Annotated in this window: 16 protein-coding genes and 1 tRNA gene; 16 read left to right on the top strand and 1 reads right to left on the bottom strand. The window is 41.2% G+C overall.

Translation table 11 applies throughout. The features are described 5' to 3' along the window. From V7K62_RS21380 to V7K62_RS21355, 6 genes are all read left to right on the top strand, one after another. Complete coding sequence (locus V7K62_RS21380) at positions 1 to 1,089, top strand: SGNH/GDSL hydrolase family protein (RefSeq protein ID WP_334867563.1); 1,089 nt, start codon at positions 1 to 3, stop codon at positions 1,087 to 1,089. A gap of 17 nt (positions 1,090 to 1,106) precedes the next feature. Continuing rightward, positions 1,107 to 2,072, top strand: a complete 966-nt coding sequence (locus tag V7K62_RS21375) for a hypothetical protein (protein ID WP_334867561.1) — start codon at positions 1,107 to 1,109, stop codon at positions 2,070 to 2,072. Positions 2,073 to 2,170: 98 nt separating this feature from the next. Further along, complete coding sequence (locus tag V7K62_RS21370; protein WP_334867560.1) at positions 2,171 to 3,079, top strand: hypothetical protein; 909 nt, start codon at positions 2,171 to 2,173, stop codon at positions 3,077 to 3,079. A 103-nt stretch (positions 3,080 to 3,182) separates the two neighbouring features. Continuing rightward, complete coding sequence (locus tag V7K62_RS21365) at positions 3,183 to 3,866, top strand: radical SAM protein (RefSeq protein WP_334867558.1); 684 nt, start codon at positions 3,183 to 3,185, stop codon at positions 3,864 to 3,866. 81 nt (positions 3,867 to 3,947) lie between these two features. After that, positions 3,948 to 4,955, top strand: coding sequence for an isopenicillin N synthase family dioxygenase (locus V7K62_RS21360; protein WP_334867556.1), 1,008 nt, complete (start codon positions 3,948 to 3,950; stop codon positions 4,953 to 4,955). A gap of 70 nt (positions 4,956 to 5,025) precedes the next feature. Further along, complete coding sequence (locus V7K62_RS21355) at positions 5,026 to 5,979, top strand: isopenicillin N synthase family dioxygenase (RefSeq protein ID WP_334867554.1); 954 nt, start codon at positions 5,026 to 5,028, stop codon at positions 5,977 to 5,979. A gap of 64 nt (positions 5,980 to 6,043) precedes the next feature. Here the strand turns inward: V7K62_RS21355 and V7K62_RS21350 are convergent, their stop codons facing one another. Then, complete coding sequence (locus V7K62_RS21350; protein ID WP_334867552.1) at positions 6,044 to 6,877, bottom strand: aldo/keto reductase; 834 nt, start codon at positions 6,875 to 6,877, stop codon at positions 6,044 to 6,046. A 432-nt stretch (positions 6,878 to 7,309) separates the two neighbouring features. Between V7K62_RS21350 and V7K62_RS21345 the strand changes: the two genes are divergently transcribed. The 10 genes from V7K62_RS21345 to V7K62_RS21300 all read left to right on the top strand — a co-directional run bounded on the left by V7K62_RS21345 (position 7,310) and on the right by V7K62_RS21300 (position 20,024). After that, positions 7,310 to 8,584, top strand: a complete 1,275-nt coding sequence (locus tag V7K62_RS21345) for a glycosyltransferase family 4 protein (protein WP_334867550.1) — start codon at positions 7,310 to 7,312, stop codon at positions 8,582 to 8,584. 2 nt (positions 8,585 to 8,586) lie between these two features. Continuing rightward, positions 8,587 to 9,978 carry an MFS transporter gene (locus V7K62_RS21340; RefSeq protein WP_334867548.1) on the top strand — a complete coding sequence of 464 codons (1,392 nt, stop codon included), beginning with the start codon at positions 8,587 to 8,589 and terminating at the stop codon, positions 9,976 to 9,978. Positions 9,979 to 10,338: 360 nt separating this feature from the next. After that, complete coding sequence (locus tag V7K62_RS21335; protein WP_334867546.1) at positions 10,339 to 12,357, top strand: ABC transporter ATP-binding protein/permease; 2,019 nt, start codon at positions 10,339 to 10,341, stop codon at positions 12,355 to 12,357. Between the two features lie 91 nt (positions 12,358 to 12,448). Beyond that, positions 12,449 to 12,904, top strand: a complete 456-nt coding sequence (locus tag V7K62_RS21330; RefSeq protein WP_334867544.1) for a hypothetical protein — start codon at positions 12,449 to 12,451, stop codon at positions 12,902 to 12,904. 245 nt (positions 12,905 to 13,149) lie between these two features. Continuing rightward, positions 13,150 to 13,509 carry a M48 metallopeptidase family protein gene (locus V7K62_RS21325; protein ID WP_334867542.1) on the top strand — a complete coding sequence of 120 codons (360 nt, stop codon included), beginning with the start codon at positions 13,150 to 13,152 and terminating at the stop codon, positions 13,507 to 13,509. 618 nt (positions 13,510 to 14,127) lie between these two features. Continuing rightward, complete coding sequence (locus V7K62_RS21320; protein ID WP_334867540.1) at positions 14,128 to 14,769, top strand: hypothetical protein; 642 nt, start codon at positions 14,128 to 14,130, stop codon at positions 14,767 to 14,769. 10 nt (positions 14,770 to 14,779) lie between these two features. After that, entirely contained in the window at positions 14,780 to 15,586 is an 807-nt protein-coding gene (locus V7K62_RS21315) for a pentapeptide repeat-containing protein (RefSeq protein ID WP_334867538.1), read from the top strand. Positions 15,587 to 16,699: 1,113 nt separating this feature from the next. Beyond that, positions 16,700 to 18,043 (top strand): DVUA0089 family protein, encoded by a 1,344-nt coding sequence (locus tag V7K62_RS21310; protein WP_334867536.1) that lies wholly within the window; start codon positions 16,700 to 16,702, stop codon positions 18,041 to 18,043. 103 nt (positions 18,044 to 18,146) lie between these two features. Further along, on the top strand, positions 18,147 to 19,592 hold the full coding sequence (locus tag V7K62_RS21305; RefSeq protein WP_334867535.1) for a PQQ-dependent sugar dehydrogenase: 1,446 nt from the start codon (positions 18,147 to 18,149) through the stop codon (positions 19,590 to 19,592). A gap of 347 nt (positions 19,593 to 19,939) precedes the next feature. After that, positions 19,940 to 20,024: transfer RNA gene (locus V7K62_RS21300), tRNA-Ser, on the top strand. Positions 20,025 to 20,139: the final 115 nt, after the last annotated feature.

Genomic DNA, 20,139 nt, shown 5'->3' with positions numbered 1-20,139 from the left:
ATGCAAAAAATAAAGCCTTGGCTACAAAATTTATTGCTCATGCTGGCTGGAGTTATAGTTGGGCTGTTAATCGTCGAAACTTTTGCCATTACTACCGGAGTTGCTGCCCCGCAGAAGTCCAAGGCGCAAATTTTTTATCAGTTTATTCAACCTGATGCCCAATTAGGCTACAAGCCAAAATCAAACCTTAAGGATTTTAAAACTGTTTGGCAAGAAGCAAAAGTTACAGAAGTTGCTAATACAGATAGTTATGGATTTCGCAATATAGGAAGAGATTACACAAAATCTAACTTGTATTTTGTTGGAGATTCCTTTACATGGGGCCAATGGGTCACTGAGGAAAAAATATTTCCCAGACTTGTGGAATCAGAATTGCAGCAACCAGTCATTAATTTAGGTGTTCCGGGCTATTCTTTTGCCCAATATGAAACATTATTTAATGAATGGATCGCCAAATATAAACCTCACAATGTAATCTTATCCATAGTTGCTAATGATTTAACTAATTATTCTTCAGATATTGGTCAAAAGATATATAATACACTGAAAGAAAGAAGTTTTTTGCCTTGGTATGAAAAAACCTTTCTGTACCAGCTTATCTGGAAAAATAACAAAAAAAACTTGCCAGTAAGAACTGGAACTTCTATCTCTAAAGAAGCCAAAAATGGTTTAACTTTATTTAATTTATCGCTGGCAGCACCTGAATCAGGAGTAGGTGTAGATAGCGATTATTTGATATCTGATGGGGTTGTGAAAGTAGAAGCAGCATTATCACGAATCATTCGTTTGACTAAAGATAATCAAGTTAAGCTGTTTGTTTTTCTTGTACCTTCAAAAGAATCAACTTATATCAAAGATTACGTCCAGTTATTTCCTGAGAATGTAGATTTGCTCAAAAATGAAGAGATTGGCTATCAGCGTTTATGTGACGTTGCCAAATCACAAGATGTAACTTGTGTCAATCTAACTGATGATTTTAGAAAAAATAGCACGCCAGAAAAGCTTTACTTTGATATCGATGGTCATTGGAATCCTGCGGGACATCAATTAGCTGCCAAGGTAATTTTAGATACTTTAAATAATTCGTAATTCGTAATCAAATGACAATGAGCCAAACAACCGCCGAGGAAATATCTAACCAGATGCCACCGTTGGAAATGGAACTTCAAGACGCTTCTGTACGTATGCCCTATCCTCCACCAACCCCATACCCGATGATGGGGGCTGCTTCGTTAGGAGATATGCCATCTTTTGCGATGGATGGCGAAAATCTTGGCGGGTATTCTCAGTACGGTATAGCTGCCATTTCTGGAGGAGAAAATCGCCTGGATGTCTTTAGCATTGGCAAAGATAGCGCTATATACCACAAAAAGTGGAATGGCTCAGTCTGGAGTGATTGGGAAAGGCTAGGGGGCTACTGTGTTTCTGCACCAGCTGCGGTTGCAAGAGGAGAGAATCGGATTGATACCTTTGTGATTGGAGGCGATCGCTCCGTATATCATAAGGGCTGGGATGGCTCAACCTGGAGTGATTGGCTAAATCTTGGCGGCTACTCTCAGTATGGTGTCGCGGCTGCTTCTGGAACTGAAAATCGCCTGGATCTTTTTATCGTCAACTGGGATGGAGCCATATACCAAAAGTGTTGGGATGGCTCAATCTGGGGTGATTGGGAAAGGCTGGGGGGCTACTGTATTTCTACACCAGCTGCGGTTTCTTGGGGATTAAACCGCATTGACACCTTTGCCTTGGGTAGCGATCGCGCCATCTATCAAAAGTATTGGGATGGTTCAAGCTGGAGTGGTTGGGAAAAACTCGGTGGCTATTCCCAGTATGGTGTTGCGGCTGCTTCTGGAATTGAAAATCGCCTAGATATTTACATCATTGCTCGTAATGGTGCAGTGTACCAGAAATACTGGGATGGCTCAAACTGGGTCGGTTGGAATAATCTGGGTGGCTACTCTATTGCTGCGCCAGCTGCGGTTGCTTCGGCTCCAAACCGTGTTGATACTTTTGTGTTGGGTAGCGATCGCGCAGCGTACCACAAGTGGTATAGCGTAGGTGGAAAATTCTAATTCAAAAACGTTTTAGTTAACGAACGGCCAAGAACGCATACTCCTACGGAGAAGCAAGCTACGCGCAGCGTCTCGTAGAGAAGGAAGAAAAGAGTCCAATGACAACAAGCAATTTAAATAAAGCAGAAATTTCTCACGATCAACCTACTGGGGGTATGCCATTTCCGGCGATGAGTCCCGCCTCAACAACAGATATGCCAATATTTTCCACTGATGGGGAATATTTAGACGGATACTGTCAGTATGGTGTAACAGCCACTTCTTGGTCAGAAAATCGCTTAGATATCTTGCTCACCGCGAGTATTGGCCCTCTATGGCATAAGTACTGGGATGGCTCAACTTGGAGCGATTGGCAAAGACTTGGAGGATACTGCATTTCCTCGCCAGCTGCGGTTTCTTGGGGAAAGAACCGCATTGACACCTTCGTTTTGGGTAGCGATCGCGCTACATATCGCACATGGTGGGATGGTTCAAAGTGGAGTACTTGGGAAAACCTTGGCGGGTACTCCCACTATGGTGTTGCCGCCGCTTCCGTTGGTGAGAATCGGCTGGATATTTTTGCCGTCGGTATTGATGGCGCGATGTACCACAAGCGTTGGAATGGTTCAGCCTGGGATGAGTGGAACAATCTCGGAGGTTACTGTCTTGCTGCACCGGCTGCGGTTTCTCGCGGCACAGACTGCATTGATACTTTTGTTTTAGGGGGGGATGGTGCGATTTATCATAAGGCGTGGGATGGCTCAACTTGGAGTGGTTGGAAAAACCTGGGAGGGTATTGCCAGTATGGTGTTGCCGCCACTTCTGTTGCTGAAAATCGGCTAGATATTTTTACTGTTGGCTGTGATGGTGCGATGTACCGTAAGGCATGGGATGGTTCAGTCTGGAGCGATTGGCAGCATCTCGGCGGTTACTCTACTTCCGCACCGGCTGCGGTTTCTCGGAGTCAAAACTGTATTGACACCTTTGTTGTGGGTGGCGATCGCGCTGTATACCACAAATGTTACTAGCCTTCTCAATAGGCAGCATGAATCATACTCAAAAACTCATTTACTCCGCGCCCAAATCAACGATTACCTTGAGTAATTGTTGATATTTTAAGAGTTAAAAACAATGTATATTTATCAAGTCGAAATTTCCAATTTTTGTAATCTTACTTGCTCTTACTGTCCTCATCCATCTCAAAGTAGAGCAAAAGGAAATATGTCATTTTCTACATTTGTAGATGTCGTTGAATTAGCAATTGAATGTGGACAAAAAAATTTATATCTCAATAATTTTGGAGAACCCCTACTTCACCCTGAACTATTAGAGTTTATCTCCTATGCTAAAGCTAAGGGAATTGAGTGCAATTTTATCACAAACGGGATACTTTTTGATGAGGCAATAGCATGGCGATTGTCTGAATTAGGTATGCGTGACATTTATCTATCGGAACATCTTGTTGGGCAGAAAGAGCGTATTCAAGAAATGCTGAAGGAAAATTCTATTCCTTTGTCTATCGTCTATACCTATAATCCTCATCAGCAAGAAAAGCATGACTGGGCGGGACAAGTCGCTACTAAAACTAGATCAACTCGAACTTTGACTAGTTCTATACAAGAGTATAAGCCGTGTATTTTTGAAACAAAAAAGCGAATTGTAGTTTTGTGGGATGGAAGTCTCAATACTTGTTGTATAGATGTTAATGGAACAGGTATTGTTGGTTATGTTAAAGATTACCTTGGCAGAACGAATGAGTATGAGTTTAACTCAATTCCGCTATGTAACACTTGTGATTTAATGCGTGAAGAATAATTCTTAATTTTCCTAAAAAAGCTTTTCTACTCGGAGACAAATGATATCAATTTTCCAGAAAAAATCACCAAATTTTTAACTATGACTTCAATTAATGAATTGACAAAGCAAACAACTGTTACATCGCAGATACCAATTATTGATTTTCACCCCTTTCTTGTGGGTGACAGCAATAGCAATGAAGCAGTTGCCAAGCAAATTGCTTGTGCTATTCAAGAAATGGGCTGTTTCTATTTAAAAAATGGTGTCTCTCAAATTTTAATCGATCAAGCCTTTGCTCAAGCCGAGAGATTTTTTACACTGCCATTAGCACAAAAAGAGAAAGTAGCCTCAGCAGTAACTGGGCGTAGTCGGGGTTACATACCCTTTGAGAAAATGTTCATTGGCAATCAACCAGGACAATTACATGAGTCCTTTAGTTTTGCTAATGAATTTGACCCAAACAAATCCGGGGCTGACGATTATACAGAGTCCTTGGATGTCCCTAATCAATGGCCAGAAAATCCGCCGGAATTTCGTCAAGTTTTGCAGCAATTCTTTCAAGCTAGCCAGGAATGTGCTTTGAATGTGTTGGAAGCATTTGCGATCGCATTGCAACTACCAAATTCCTACTTTACCGATTTACATTCTCAGCAAAACCACGCCGGAGTTTTCAATTACTATCCCAATATCTCCCAGGCTCCCAAAACAGGACAAACTCGCTTTTTTGAACACACTGATTTAGGCAGCATCACCTTGCTATTTCAGGATCAAGGCGGAGGACTAGAAGTATACACACCTCAAGGAGAGTGGATCACCACCTCTTCAGTTCCTAATACAGTTTTGGTAATGGCCGCAGATATGATGTCACGATGGACAAACGATAAATTTTGCGCCACACCTCACCGAGTTTCCGTACCGACTAATTTTCAGAAAGTAAAAGAAAGGTACTCATTTAGCTTTTTTGTGATTCCTAATTACGAAGTGGAAGTCACTTGTTTAGAAAGCTGCTTAAAGGCAGATGAATCTCCCAAATATCCCCCAACTTTTGTAGGCGATCATCTCTTGAATAGAACCAAAGATCGAGCCACAAAATACGGACGTAGTTGAGTATAACTCTGCATACCTTTGCGCTTCCCTCTGCGCCCCTTTGCGTTTATAATCCACCGACTTTTAACTTATGAACTCAATTCAAGAACTCGAACAACAAACTACCACTTCCACCCAAATTCCCATCCTTGATTTCCATCAGTTTACTGCTGACCAACTCTTACAAGCTATTCAAGAAGTTGGCTGTTTTTACCTAAAAAATTGTGTACCTCAAAATGCAATTGACCAAGCCTTTACTAATGCTAATGGCTTCTTTGCGCTACCAGAGGCAGAAAAAAGACAACTAGCTTGGAAAGACGGCGCAGCTCTTGGATACTTTTACACTAAATATAACGGTGACTTTCGAGAGGCTTTCGTCTTTGGCGAGGCAGTTTTAACAGAACAGATCGATACGGATTCCCCTGTGGCGCATCAGGTTCATCATCACCTGCGACAGCATCCCGCTTTTCGTGATGCTGTTCAGCAATTATTCACAGCTTGTCATGATGCTGGTAATCGTATTCTCAAAGCGATCGCCATTGCCCTAAACTTACCAGAATCATACTTTAGCGATCGCCATCCTCAACAAGCCGACTATGGACTCTTACATCGCTACTATGAAGTATCAGAACCACCATCACCCGGACAAGCCCGCTTCGAGGAACATACAGATTGGGGCAGTCTATCCTTACTTTTTCAGGATGAAAATGGTGGGCTAGAGGTTTGCACTAATGCCGGAGAATGGATTGCTGCGCCTCCACTCCCTAACACAGCGATAGTTTTTATCGCAGATGTCATGCAGCGATGGACAAACGATAAATTCCCTGCTACCAAACATCGGGTACTAATGCCAGCCGATGCCTGTAGTCTTCCAGAAAGATACTCTTTAGCTTTCTTTCTCTCTCCTGGTGATGATACAGAGATTACCTGTATCGAAAATTGCTTAGATACAGACGAATCTCCTAAATACCCGCCAATCCTGACAAAGGAATATTACAAACAGAAAACTGAAGATTTGGCAAAAAGATTTAACAATTCTAAATGAAAAGGAACAGGCAAAAGTAAATCACCTGTTCTCCCCAGAAACTTCTTAATTACGAATTATTCCGTTACCAATTCTCAAGCAGGGCAATAGGTGCAGATGGTGGGGGAAAAGCAACGTCCAAAGCACTCAGTTCTTCTTTTGTTAACTGCAAATCAAGGGCAGCGCGATTCTGTTCAACGTGGGCGATACTGCTGGCTTTGGGAAAGACTATCACCTCTTGATGCAACAACCAAGCGATCGCCACTTCTGCAACTGTTACCCCACGCTGTTGGGCAATTGATTGCAATTTGGGATGTTTGAGTAGTTCGCCTTGTAGCAAAGGTGAATGCGCCATTATCGGGATTCCTCTTTGCTGACACCAGGATAATAGCTTCCATTCACTATTGCGATGCTGCAAATTATAGGGGATTTGATTTGTCGCAATGGCTTCACCTCCAGGTAAAGCACTGGCTTCTTCCATGTCCTCAACATCAAAATTACCAACGCCATAATCTCGAATCTTGCCAGATTGTTTTAGCTTCTCAAATGCTGCCAACGTTTCTGATAACGTTACAGGCCCCCGCCAATGCAGCAAATAAAGGTCGATAAAATCTGTCCGGAACCGTCGTAAACTATTCTCACAAGCTGCGATCGCCCCTTGCCCAGTTGCATTGCGAGGCGCAACCTTACTAACGAGAAAGACTGATGAACGACAATTAGCGATCGCTTCGCCAATTAACGTTTCCGCCCTACCCTCACCGTAAATCTCTGCCGTATCAATCAATGTCATCCCTAAATCGATTCCGTGACGCAAAGCAGCAATCTCATTGTCACGCTGGGCGATCGCTTCACCCAATCCCGCAGTTCCCATTCCCAATACTGGCATCAATCGACCGGATGGTAAACAAATAGTTTTCATCAGCAATTTCTTAACTTAAAACTTCCAAACTAGCTCCACTTATTTTCAAATATTTTTGCACAATAAAACACAATTATTTAACTTGTAAGTAAGTCGGCGTGAAAATTTCAATGTATGTCATTGCGAATGTAACGAAGTGGAATGAAGCAATCGCAAAGGTCTTGTGGTTTTTATATTCTGTTACATGATTAGGTTTATTTGTACCGAATTACTTATATTAACTAGACAACAAACCTTGCTCTCTTTTTTGCGCCTTTTCTGATAAAAATCTTAATTTCAAACACCCAACTTATAGCGTTTCCTAAATGAGGTACGTCATACCCCCCTCTCGAAGAGCGGGGAGGGGGTTGGGGGTGGGGTTCTTGTATCTCACTCAACTGAGAACCGCTATATTATATCTAGCTTTTACCTAAAAGAAACATCTAATTAATTATGAAAATTGCCTTCTTCGATTATCCTGTCACCCTAGCCGAACCCCCTAAAACTGGAGGAATCCGCTTAGTATCTTATGCGTTGGCGCGACGTTTAGCTCGTGCTGGTCATGAAGTTTTATTCTATGGCTCAAAAGGTCACTATCAAGAATTTGAATATCACGAAGATGGAATTACCTATCGCCGCATTCCCGAATCATGGCTCGATAAAATATTAGAACCATTAAACTTTCTTGATAGCTGGAACATATCCCACCCTCAACGACCTTTTTATGCCTCTAAATTATTTTATTGTGAATTTTACCGACAAGTTGCCAAGGATATTCAAGCACAGCAATGTGATGTAATTCACATGAACATTGTTTTTCAATTCGTTCCCCTTATGCGTGCCTATAACCCCCAAGCGAAAATTGTCTTACATATACATAGTGATTTCCTCCCATTGTTCGATCCAGCAATGGTTGAACAGCACCTTAAATCAGTCGATTTAGTAATTGGATGCAGCGATTATCTAAAAAATCAGGTTCGTAAATACTTGCCTCATGTTAACAGCCAAACTTTATATAATGGTGCAGATACTCGTCACTTCGCTGTCCCTAATCATCACAATCAAGAAGCTAATAAAAAAGATATTAAACAAATTCTTTTTGTGGGTAGAATTTCACCAGAAAAGGGTATACACGTTTTAATTGATGCCTTTAATAAAGTAGTGTCTCGTTATCCCCAAGTACAGCTAAAACTTGTCGGTTCAGGAACCGCATTAGTCCCGTGGTACACACTTGATAGAGAAGACCAGCAAATTCAGAATATTCTTTCTTATTACCAAGGTAGCTATCGGGAGCAATTGCAAAAGCGAATTGCTTCTAACGCAGTCAGTTCGGTTTTTTTTCTGGGCAAAGTTCCCCATTTTGAGCTATTTGAGTATTATCAGCAAGCAGATATATTTATTTTTCCATCTGTTTGGAATGAGGCATTTGGAATGCCGATTATCGAAGCAATGTCAATGGGATTGCCTGTTATTGCTACCCGTGGGGGTGCTTTCCCCGAACTGATAGAGGATGGGAAAACAGGGTTATTGGTCGAACGCGGAAATGCGGATGCTTTAGCCGACGCAATGCTGCGGCTGCTTTTAGATGACAATCTCAGAATTGCAATGGGAGAACTTGGAAACCGTCAAGCAGTTGAAAAGTTTGATTGGGATCATCAGGCGCAAAAGCTATTGCACCAATATCAAGTAATGATGAAAAGTTTGAATATGCATACACTTAGGAGTTGATCGTGTTAGCAAGTATAGAAAAAACCCCACTGACTATTTTCCGTGAGATGAAACTGTTTATCATTGTTTGGCTGGGACAGCTGATTGCATCTATTGGTAGCAGCATCACCGCATTTGCTTTGGATGTTTGGGTTTACGAACAGACAGGTTCTGTCACCCAATTTGCTCTTATTACGCTTTCCAATACTTTACCTCTGATCTTACTTGCACCTGTAGCTGGGTTATTAGTGGATCGGTGGGATCGGAGATGGACAATGATTCTCAGCGATTTATTTGCAACTTTAGCAACAGTGGCGATCGGTGCTTTATTTATCATCGGTCGATTGGAAGTATGGCATATTTACTTAGCCAATACTTTCGGTGCTATCTTCATGGCTTTTCAGATACCCGCTTTCATCGCTTCCATAAGCTTACTAGTACCAAAACAACACCTTGGTCGTGCGAATGGAATGCTGAGTTTCATGAACGGTACGGCGCGGCTTGTCGCACCACCTTTAGGAGGTATCTTGTTAGGGATGATTTCTCTGCAAGGAATTATCGTGCTGCATTTAACTACCGTATTTTTGAGTATTATTCTTTTATTGCTGCTTCAGTTTCCTAAATCCAGCACTCCTGTTGTTGCAATTGAGGAAAGTTCTTTTCTTAAAGAAACAACTTATGGATTAACCTATTTATTGGCTCGACCAGGACTACTAGGAGTGTTAATCATTTCAGCTTATAGCCTTTTTCTTGTAGGATGTGTTCAGGTTATCACTATACCTCTGGTGTTATCTTTTGCTCCCGTAACAGTTTTAGGCACTATTCTTTCGCTCTTTGGCGTTGCTATTTTAGCAGGGGGTTTACTGATTGGTATCTGGGGAGGTCTAGAGCGTAACATGAATACGATATATAGCTGTATGCTGCTCACGGGTGTGTTTCTTCTCGTTGCCGGTTTGCAAGCTTCTATTTTTGTTTTCATTGTCGGCATCTTCTTATTCTTTTTGATCCGACCAATAATTGCTAGTTCAACACAAGCTATTTTTCAGTCGAAAGTAGAACCATTAGTGCAGGGTAGAGTCTTTTCTATTAAAGGAGCGATCGAAGCTGTAGGTTTACCTCTAGGCTATATTACGATAGGGCCTTTGGCAGAAAAGGTGTTTGAACCCTTAATGGCTACTGATGGTTTGTTGGCAGGTAGTATCGGACAAATTATTGGTGTCGGTACAGGTCGTGGTATGGGGCTTCTGTGCATCATCATGGGAGTTTTGACTATCTCAGCAACTTGTATTGCCTACTTCTACCCTCGCCTACGACTTGTGGAAGATGAACTACCTGATGTGATTGATGAAGTTGCGTTGGCTAGGCCCGCCGCAGGCATCGCAGCTATATCGACCTCAGCTTTGCCGAAGGTGTGAGAGGATGTTTGAAAAGTCCTCTCGTTGGTAGCAAAACATTTCAGATCCCCCTAAATCCCCCTTAAAAAGGGGGACTTTGATTCCGGTTCCCCCCTTTTTAAGGGGGGTTAGGGGGGATCTCTAAGTGCCTAAAATCACAGCCAAATACTTTTCAAACAACCTCTGAAAGGATGTCTTACTCAAACGCTTATTCTTTAGTTCCAGTTGTCGCCACCTTTGTCTAACTCAAAGCAAACTAGGCAAGGATGATTTCTAAAAAAGCAATAGCTAAAAAGCTTATCCAATAATATTTTCAGGCTATATTTGCCTTGACTTCAGTGATACAGTAATAGAAAATTTTCGACGCACTTATTATAAAATATGCAAGCCCAAGTTCTTCGCAATCAAGCCTTAAAAGATACTACTTCGCCATTTTCGGCTTTTAATCAATTTTGGGAGAATGTTAGAGCGATCGCCGGGCCTTATTGGTATCCAACAGAGCCAGGAGACAGAGCATTTTCAGACGTGATTCGCGCATGGGGAATGCTCATTCTCTTGATCTTATTAATAATCGCACTCGTGGCCGTAGCTGCCTTCAATACCTTCATTAGTAACTATTTAGTCAATGTGATCATTGAAGAGAAAGATATTACTAAGTTTACTGAAATATTGTCAATTTACGGCGTTAGCCTGATCTGCGTAACCTTCTTGGTAGGATTTTCTAAATTTGTCAGAAAAAAAGTTGCTCTTGATTGGTACAAATGGCTAAATAATCGCACACTATCAACATATTTGAGTAATCGTGCTTATTATAGAATTAACTTTCAATCTGATATTGATAACCCAGATCAACGTATATCTCAAGAAATTGAACCCATTACCAGTAATGCTCTAACTTTTTCAGCTACTTTCTTAGAAAAAGTGCTTGAAATGACGGCTTTTTTAGTAATTGTTTGGTCAATTTCCCGACAGATCGCTATAGTTATGCTTGTTTATACGGTCATAGGAAATTTGATTGCTATTTACTTAACTCAAGAATTGAATAAGATTAATCAAGAGGAACTTGAACTTAAAGCTGAATATAATTATTCCCTAACTCATGTTCGTAATCACGCTGAATCGATAGCTTTTTTTCAAGGAGAAAACCAAGAATCAAATATAATTCAGCGCCGATTTAGTAATCTCCTGAAAAATATTGAACGCAAGATTAATTGGGAGAGAGGTAAGGAAATTTTTAACAGAGGATATCAGGCTATTATCCAAATATTTCCGTTTCTAGTACTTGGGCCATTATATATTAATGGTGAAATTGATTTCGGACAAGTTGGCCAAGCCAGTTTAGCTACTGGTTTGTTTGCTAACGCTATGGCAGAATTAATCAATGAATTTGGAACTTCTGGGCGATTTTCGAGTTACGTTGAGCGTTTAGCTGAGTTTTCAGATGCGTTAGAAGCTGTCACCAAAGAGCCAGAGAATGTTAGTACGATTAAAACTATAGAAGAGAATCGTCTTGCTTTTGAGAATGTGACTTTACAAACACCCAACTATGAACAGGTAATCGTTGAAGATTTATCGTTGTCTGTTCAATCGGGAGAAGGTTTATTGATTGTTGGGCCTAGTGGTCGAGGTAAAAGTTCTCTACTGAGAGCGATCGCTGGTTTGTGGAATGCAGGGACTGGCCGTCTGGTACGGCCTCCTTTAGAAGAAGTCTTATTTTTGCCCCAACGCCCATATATAATTTTGGGAACTTTGCGCGAACAGTTACTCTACCCTAATACAAATCGTCAAATGACCGACGCAGAACTCAAAGAAGTTTTGCAACAAGTCAACCTGCAAAACTTACTTAGTCGAGTCGATGGCTTTGATACAGAAGTTCCCTGGGAGAATATATTATCGATAGGAGAACAACAACGCCTAGCTTTTGCGCGACTGTTAGTTACTCATCCTAGCTTTACTATATTAGATGAAGCAACGAGTGCTTTAGATTTGGAAAATGAAGGAAGGTTATATCAACAGTTACAAGAGACGAAAACAACATTTATCAGTGTTGGGCATCGAGAAAGCCTGTTTAATTATCATCAATGGGTTTTGGAACTTTCACAAGATTCTAGTTGGCGACTTGTGACCGTGCAGGATTATCGGACTCAAAAAGCAATTGTTACTATTCCTTCCACAAATCCTCAAATAAAAATAGATGATTCGTCTCAATATAAATCTCTAATTCAATCAGAAACAAGCATAGTCGAAGGGTTGTCTCATAAACAAATGAACGAATTAACCGACTATTCCGTTACTACTATTAGAAGTAAGGCAAGCAAAGGGGAAACTATCACTAATAGAGACGGCATTACCTATCGCTATGATAAAAATACTAAGGTATTGAAATGGGTAAGAGTTTAGAGCTGATTCGTAAAGAAAATCTAAAGAAAGGGCGGCGGAACATTTCGCAGATAAGGAATTACGAGAGGAATTCTTTAATTTTGCCCGGAAATTGCAGACTATTTACGAAATTCTCTCACCCGATCCTGACTTGGGTGGCGAATTCATGAAAAATTATCAAGCCATTGTCAGACTTTATGCCACAATCCGCGCAGCTTATAATACCAATCCTTACATAGACTTGGAACTGGTCGCCAAAACCAAAGAACTGGTACGCCGTAAGGTCACAATTGGCGAATTAGAAATGCCAGGAACTATTTACGAACTTAACGCCGAACAGTTAGAAAAATTCCGCCAAAGTGACACAACCGATTACGTTAAGGTTCTCAACTTGAGTAAGGCAATTTCTCAAGACGTGCTAGATGGAAGTCCGCGATCGCCTTTCCTCCTGAACATTGGCGATCGCGCCGAAAAAGTCCGTCAAGCCTTTGAAAACCGCCAAATAGAAGCGCATGAGGCTTTAGTTCAAATAGTCAACGAACGTGTGGAAGCAGGGGAAGAACGCTAAAAACTCGATGTTCATGAAAATACCTTTGCCATCTACACTGTCATTAAGCACGCGATTGATAACCTCAATGTCGAGCAAGCCAAAACTGTAAACGCAGTTTATGCCAACTTCTCAGATTACTGGTGGGATGCACGTCAGGAAATCGACCTCAGAACCGAACTTTACGCCACCCTTTATCCCCTGACAAACTCTGTTGAGCAAACTATCGAAGTCACTAACAACCTCCTAAAACTGGAACGAGTCGAATGATCAACCCGACTCCCTTACAAGAAAGCACCCAAGATTCAGCAAGCTGGAAAGACGCACAAGCACTTAAAAATGCTGTGGGAGAATGGAGTAAAAAAATAAACGTCCAAGTTCAGCAAATCCAACTACGTCCGATGAAACGCAAATGGGCATCCATTTCTATCACTACAGGACGTTTAACACTCAACACAGAGTTATTAAATTTGCCAAAAGAACTAGGGGAGTTTGTTATTGTTCACGAATTAGTACATTTGCTCGTTCCAAATCATGGCAAGCTGTTTAAGTGCTTTGTATCTGCTTATTTGCCTGATTGTGAGGATAGGGAGAGGAAGTTACAGGGGTTTGTGAGAAGAGTTTAGGAAAAACAACTTGAGCTAGAAAGAGCCATATTCATTGATATCTAATCTTTGCAGTTCCGGTTGGCAGATGTTGCGGAAATATTTGGGGTAAAACTGGGGTAATGTAAAAGGGTCAAGGTGTTTACAAAGCAGCTGTGTTAAACAAAAATTATGTCGTCCGATCAAAGTAGATTTTATCCCACAACAACAATAATCATCTAAATAAGCATTGGCTTCTATAATTGCGATTTTACACACAGGTGTAGATAGATTAAACGGATTTTGCGCTACTCAATACCCTAATATTGTCAAGTTAGGCGCTTATAGCCATTTTCAATCCGGTGAGGTACAAGTATGCAAATAGACCTAACCCCCTAACCCCCTTTCCGAAGCGGGAAGGGGGAAAAATTCAAAGCCTCTCTCCTTTTAGGAGAGAGGAATGGAGACAGGTCAAAATTGTACCTTACTGGATCGAGAACCGCTATCTATATATAGCGTTTCCTAATCATACAAGGTACATCTTAGCCCCCTCCTTGCTTGCGGGGAGGGGGTTGGGGGTGGGGTTCTTGTACATCACTTGGGCCGAGAACCGCTATATATATCTTGCAATAGATAACTTCACGACTGGAGAGCAAAATCTTGGGCATAGAATTACGCAGTTTCGTATTTCTCGACAACCTGCAACCTCAACATGCAGCATATATGGGAACAGTAGCCCAAGGCTTCTTACCATTACCAGGAGATACATCACTGTGGATTGAAATCTCTCCTGGTATCGAAATTAATAAGATTACGGATATAGCGCTGAAATCTGCCTCTGTCCGTCCAGGAGTACAAGTAGTTGAACGACTATACGGACTATTGGAAGTTCATTCTAGCTCCCAAGGCGAAACGCGAGCTGCTGGTCAAGCTATTTTGGCCGCACTGGGAGTCAAAAGAGAGGAATGTCTGAAACCGCGTGTTATTTCTAGTCAGATTATCCGCAACATCGATGCTTATCAAACACAACTCATTAATCGCACGCGCCGGGGACAGCTACTACTAGCAGGACAAACGCTATATGTATTAGAAGTGGAACCTGCTGCTTATGCCGCACTCGCTGCCAATGAAGCAGAGAAAGCAGCGAGGATTAACATTCTTGAAGTTCAAGCTGTAGGTAGCTTTGGACGGCTTTACTTAGGTGGACAAGAACAGGATATTCTCGCAGGGGCTCAGGGAGCATTAACGGCGATTGAAAATGTCGCTGGTCGGGTAAATTCTTTGGGTGGGCGTCAGGAGTAAAAGAGAGAAAATGGCAAATCGAGAGCATCTAACTTTACTCAAAGCAGGTGCAGTTACATGGATTGAGTGGAGAAAGAAAAATCCTCAGATTGAACCAGACCTCAGCGGCGCGAATCTGCAAGGCGATAACCTCAGAGGCGCAAACCTCCAGGGGGTAAACTTGAGAAGAGTCGATTTGGGCAATGCTTTACTCGTGCGAGCAAATCTCAGTGGTGCTGACCTCAGTAGTGCCAACCTCTACAAAGCCTTCCTAAATGAAGCTAACCTGAGTGCGGCTAACTTCAGTGTTGCTAACTTGAGTGGTGCTATACTTACGCACGCCGATTTGAGTCATGCTAATTTGATTGGAGCTGATTTGAGTGAGGTGGATCTTAGAGGCGCTGCGATCGCTCATGCTAATCTCATTGGTACTGACTTAAGAGGCGCTAACTTGAAAGATGCCGATTTAGGTGCAGCAAAGTTGATGCGGGCTAACCTCTCATTTGCCAACCTCATTGAAGCTAACTTGATTGCGGCTAACCTCAGCGAAGCGAGTTTGTACGAGGCGGAAGTCTTAGGGGCTTACCTTTACAAAGCTGACCTCTATAAAGCTAATCTGACCAAGGCTCACCTAAGTGGTGCATACCTGTTGCGGGCTAACCTCAGTGAAGCTGACTTGAGTCAAGCTGACTTGAGTTGGACTAACCTTAGAGGCGCGAATTTGGCAGGGGCGAATCTCAGAGGAACTAACCTTAGAGGAGCCGACATTAGAGAAGCTAACCTCAGCGGCGTAAATCTTCAAGAAACAATTATGCCTAACGCTTCAAGACACCATTAGTTTACAAGAAAAAGTAATTGACGTTTAGATTTATTTTTTGGAGTTTACACTAGTTCGCGGTGCGAAACTGCTGAGTTATATCAAGTCCGGTTAATTAGTTATAATTCCCGAATCTATGCAGAAAGCCCAAAAACCTCTCACCTCTGCACCTCTGCGGTCTTAATGATAAGTCTTTAACCGCACACGATATTATATCAAATCCGGTAAATTAGTTAATACCGCAGACCTGCAAAGAGGGGAGACAAAGCGTAGCTTTTGCGAGGTGGGGTTCTCCGGGTTTCCTACCCCGTGGTCTATTTACCTAAAAATAGCTGTAATTAGGTTAATTAAGCTTGAATTTAGCACCATCCTTTTTGAAGCATCTCTTCCCACAATCAGCTTCACTCTTTAAAGGAAGTATATAAAATTTATGTAAAGCTTAACTGTTATTAAGCTCAAAAATATTTTGGATCATCTATCAATTTAACTTATGTATTTTACAATGCATTTCTGTAATAGAAAAGTATTTTTTTTGCAAGCAAAAATTGATATCGAAACCTAACTTAACGAAAATACCGTATTCAGCTAAAAAATCTTGTCACCTTTACTAAAAAAAACAGTATTTTTTCCAAAATACTTAATTAAAATTCATAAGTTTTTCTAATCGTATTAAAAATAAAAAACATTATATTTTTAAGATTTTGTAAATAATTTGACGTAACCTTTGACTCATGATAATAAATATTTATAGTTTAGTTTAAAATCAAAAAATCTAGTGGAAAATAAATAATTAAAATCAATTAATTTTGACTCAATTACTTACCATTTACATAATCAACGAACCAAATCAATAACTAATATTTTCTAAGTAGTATTTTTATTAATTAGGTTAGTCAAGACATCTGTATTAAAAATTACAGTTTTAATTAAGTAGGTGGGAAAATTTACAAGTATGTGATTGCTTTGTTAAACGGAGTGTAACAAAGCAATCACAAGGACTTTGACGGTTTTACATTTTGTTACATAGTTAGATTAATTCCTGCCTACCTACTTAATCAACATTGAACTGATGAAAAATTCTTTGACTGAGGACGAACTTAGGCATTAGTTAGAAATTCAGGAAAAATCATAAATATGGCAGTTATTTACGGCACTACATCTCCTGACATCAGAAATGGGACTTCGGGAGATGACACGATATATGGTTGGGCTAATGGTGGTAACGTCAATAGTCTTTCCGGTAACGACACCCTGAATGGTGCAGCTGGTAATGATAATCTATTTGGTGGAACAGGAAACGACAGTTTAATCGGTGGCCTTGGTAATGACACACTTGATGGCGGCTTGGGTACTGACAGCTTAAATGGAGGAGTAGGCAACGACACTTACGTTATTGACAGTGCTGTTGATGCCATTACAGAAGCTGTAAATTCAGGCACAGATACCGTCCGCTCTTCTGTCACCTACACACTAGGCGTCAATCTGGAGAACCTGACGCTGAAGGAAACTAGCGCCATCAACGGGACAGGTAACAGTCTTAACAACTTTCTCTTTGGTAATACTTTTAATAACACTCTGAATGGAAAAGCAGGCAATGACACACTAGACGGTAATGTGGGCAATGATATCCTCAATGGTGAAGATGACAATGATAGTCTACAGGGTGGCCCCGGTAATGACATACTCAATGGTGGGTCTGGAAACGATATCCTTATTGGTGTTTGGCCCGGTAGTCCACTCTCACCGGGATTAGGAGAGACTGATACCTTAACTGGCTCAGTTGGGCTAGATAGATTTGTCCTTGGAGACGCTAGAAATGTCTACTACGACGATAAAAACACTGCGAATGCTGGTTTGAGGGACTTGGCTACGATTACTGACTTCAACCGTAATGAAGACCGAATAGAACTCAAAGGCTCCCCAAAGGACTACCGCCTACAAACTGTTGGAGTCAATACACAAATATTCTTAGACAAACCTGGAGCAGAGCCAGATGAAATTATAGGTATTGTGCAGGGCATAGTAAACCTCAAACTTGATAGTGACGACTTCTTTTTCTATGAGCGAGAAAATACTCAACAAGCTACAAATAATACACTAGCTAGGGCTGAAGGATTGGGTTCTTTATCATCCGGCTCAAACGTTAATCTCTCAGGTGAGTTAGTAACAGTTCAACCGGGAGACAATCCCGATTTCGACTTTTTTACATTTTCTCTAGCAAATCCAAAAACTGTCACCATCAGTGCGGTGACAACCGATGATACGGTTATCGGACTGTTTAACAATGCTGGGATTTTACTACAAAGTGACGACGATAGTGGCCCCGACTTTGGGTCATTAATCACCGCTTCACTAGGTGCAGGTACATACTCGATTTCAGTGAGTAAATATGCTTTCTTTCCTCAAGATGGCGGAACTTTTTCTGGCTCTAGTGACAGCAACTCTACTCCTTATACGCTAGAAGTCAGTTTGGCATAATAAATAGTACCCATTGATCATTTCACCCCGTAATCTCTAAAAAGTTTCCCCTCATCAAGAAAATTTAGCAACAAAATTAACTGACCATTTTATGAAGAAAATTATGAATTACACTAAATTATTCAACCAAGTTAAAAGCAGATTTATCGGTAAGTTTGCTGCTCAAACGCTGTTATTTATAATAACACTGTTATTTACAATAGTTTTATTAAACCATAGCACTACTGGAGTAAATGTTGCGCCTCAAGCCCTGCGTCCTGATATTAAGGTTCGCAATATTATTAATACGTTATCAGTCTCTCCTTCTGTTCGGATTGTAAAAGATCCACGAAACAATACCCTCTATTACCTCAAACGAAATGGTGAGATTTATCGAGTTAATTTAGGCTCCTCTACTAGTACACTTGTGTACAACTCTAGTAATCATAATTTAGCTGAAACTCAAGGTATGGCCATTGGCCCTAACGGCACAATTTATTTAGTTGGCAATGCCAACCTTGTGAATGAGCAGACTAAAGCAATTATTGTTAAAGGCGTAATTAATTCGGGTACAGGACAGCGTATCTGGTCTATCTTAGCTAAGAGTGCAAACTATCCCAAAAGCAAAACAGCTTATGACCATCGCTTCAACGGCGTGGTTGTTAGCTTAGATGGTAACTTTATCTATGTGAATAGCGGTTCTCGTACCGATCATGGTGAGGTTCAGTCTGTTGATGGTCTATATCCCAATACTCGCGAAGTCGGATTAACTGCCTGTATACTCCGCCTTCCTAGTAATGGCAATAATCTCTTTCTGGCAAACAATCGAGCAACCTTAAAGACATCTGGCTATATTTTTGCAGAAGGAACACGCAATACTTTCGATATGGCCTTTGCGCCCAATGGGGATTTATTTGGCACAGAAAATGGCCCCGATCGCGACATGTCAGAAGAATTAAATTGGCTACGTCTAGGTGGTAATTACGGCTTCCCCTGGCGTATTGGTGGGACAGACAATCCACAACAATTTCCCAATTATAATCCTGCCAATGACCGATTGTTAGACCCTAGATTTAACGCCATCCAAAAAGGCTACTATCGTAACGATCCAACCTTTCCTATTCGGCCTGCTGGAAACTTAATTGAACCAATTCCTAATTTAGGGCCGGACGCAGACAGTTACCGCGATCCTCTAGATGGTAAAGTCAAAGACGCCAGTGTTCTTGGGCAAAGTTTTAGCACTTTTACAACACACCGTTCTCCTTTAGGCTTAGTTTTTGATACACAAGGAGTAATGAGTCCAGAATTCAAGAGAGATGGATTTATGTTGAGTTGGACAGTAGGCGATCCTACTGGCGAAACAGTACCAGGCCCTTTTAAAGATCCTAGCCAAGACCTACTGCATTTAAAGTTAATTAAAGTAGGAAATACCAACTATAAACTTAATGCTACGCGCCTTGTCAGAGGTTTTAGTAATCCCATTGATGCTGAGATTATCGGCTATAAGATTTATGTTCTGGAATATGGTGGAAATCAAGGAATTTGGGAAGTCTCTATACCTACCAAGTAAAGCAAATTGGGTATTTCTGTATTACTTAGTCGAAATTACGCACCCAAACTATCCCGATTTAAACAAGCTCGTACTCCTGTGTAATCGCCTCCTTGGGACTCTAGTCTCGGTACAAGAAACGTTTCTTCACAGCTTTATATAAATCTCTGCGTGTCATTGACTCGTCAGCTAATTTCACCAACCGCCATGATGGAAAATCTCTTGGGCTTGAGTATTGGCGTTCTTGGAGCATTGCGTTACGCAAAAAAAGCGATAATGCTATAGTAGTATCGGGAATCCGGCAAGATTTCCCTAAATTTGCAGCGTTTGAATGTAGAATAGATACTCAAATGTCTGAATAAATAGCTGGAGAGGTGTCCGAGCGGTTCATGGTGACGCACTCGAAATGCGTTTTGGGGAAACTCAACGGGGGTTCGAATCCCCCCCTCTCCGTTCAAAAAATTACTGAAGAATTACTACACTGTGGCAGAAATTTGCCTACCTTTAACAAGGATATTGAGCAACTTGTCTGTTTATTTGCAAGTGAGATAGGATTATGGCTCAATAT

The organism is Nostoc sp. (assembly GCF_036917935.1).
Classification (GTDB): domain Bacteria; phylum Cyanobacteriota; class Cyanobacteriia; order Cyanobacteriales; family Nostocaceae; genus Nostoc.
The sequence above is the reverse complement of the archived record's forward strand: the minus strand, read 5'-3'. Positions and strand labels throughout refer to the sequence as shown.

Excerpts from the sequence above, each read along its gene's own strand:
- V7K62_RS21305 (WP_334867535.1), top strand. The coding sequence starts at position 18,147 with ATGAATTACACTAAATTATTCAACCAAGTTAAAAGCAGATTTATCGGT.
- V7K62_RS21355 (WP_334867554.1), top strand. The coding sequence starts at position 5,026 with ATGAACTCAATTCAAGAACTCGAACAACAAACTACCACTTCCACCCAA.
- V7K62_RS21335 (WP_334867546.1), top strand. The coding sequence starts at position 10,339 with ATGCAAGCCCAAGTTCTTCGCAATCAAGCCTTAAAAGATACTACTTCG.
- V7K62_RS21345 (WP_334867550.1), top strand. The coding sequence starts at position 7,310 with ATGAAAATTGCCTTCTTCGATTATCCTGTCACCCTAGCCGAACCCCCT.
- V7K62_RS21325 (WP_334867542.1), top strand. The coding sequence starts at position 13,150 with ATGATCAACCCGACTCCCTTACAAGAAAGCACCCAAGATTCAGCAAGC.
- V7K62_RS21315 (WP_334867538.1), top strand. The coding sequence starts at position 14,780 with ATGGCAAATCGAGAGCATCTAACTTTACTCAAAGCAGGTGCAGTTACA.
- V7K62_RS21310 (WP_334867536.1), top strand. The coding sequence starts at position 16,700 with ATGGCAGTTATTTACGGCACTACATCTCCTGACATCAGAAATGGGACT.
- V7K62_RS21350 (WP_334867552.1), bottom strand. The coding sequence starts at position 6,877 with ATGAAAACTATTTGTTTACCATCCGGTCGATTGATGCCAGTATTGGGA.
- V7K62_RS21375 (WP_334867561.1), top strand. The coding sequence starts at position 1,107 with ATGAGCCAAACAACCGCCGAGGAAATATCTAACCAGATGCCACCGTTG.
- V7K62_RS21360 (WP_334867556.1), top strand. The coding sequence starts at position 3,948 with ATGACTTCAATTAATGAATTGACAAAGCAAACAACTGTTACATCGCAG.
- V7K62_RS21370 (WP_334867560.1), top strand. The coding sequence starts at position 2,171 with ATGACAACAAGCAATTTAAATAAAGCAGAAATTTCTCACGATCAACCT.
- V7K62_RS21365 (WP_334867558.1), top strand. The coding sequence starts at position 3,183 with ATGTATATTTATCAAGTCGAAATTTCCAATTTTTGTAATCTTACTTGC.
- V7K62_RS21380 (WP_334867563.1), top strand. The coding sequence starts at position 1 with ATGCAAAAAATAAAGCCTTGGCTACAAAATTTATTGCTCATGCTGGCT.